This is a genomic window from Citrobacter sp. TBCS-14, from assembly GCF_005280805.1.
In the GTDB taxonomy this organism is placed as follows: Bacteria; Pseudomonadota; Gammaproteobacteria; order Enterobacterales; family Enterobacteriaceae; genus Citrobacter; species Citrobacter gillenii.
The window spans coordinates 1-211 of sequence record NZ_SZWM01000167.1 but is presented as its reverse complement, the minus strand read 5'-3'; the positions used below and the strand labels follow the sequence as shown (position 1 = coordinate 211).

At 56.4% G+C, this 211-nt stretch carries 1 protein-coding gene; it reads right to left on the bottom strand.

Annotation, left to right across the window (positions count from 1 at the left end; genetic code table 11):
* On the bottom strand, nucleotides 1–211 hold a 211-nt coding region (locus tag FDX22_RS08480; protein ID WP_186805286.1), incomplete at both ends, for an aspartate/glutamate racemase family protein.

Below are 211 nucleotides of genomic sequence, written 5' to 3'. Positions count from 1 at the left end.
ATGGTGTAACGCGTGCCCAACAGCGCGACGTTACTCATCTTCTGTTGTTGTATGGCCCGACCTGTTGCATCGGCAATATGCAAAAACGGGACATCGCAGGCCGTTTCAATGGCCTCGGCCACTTTATGCATAGTGTTGGTACACAGCACAATTCCCTCAGCTCCCGCTTGCTGTAACCCCACCGCTGCCTGCGCCAGGATCTCCCCTGCCC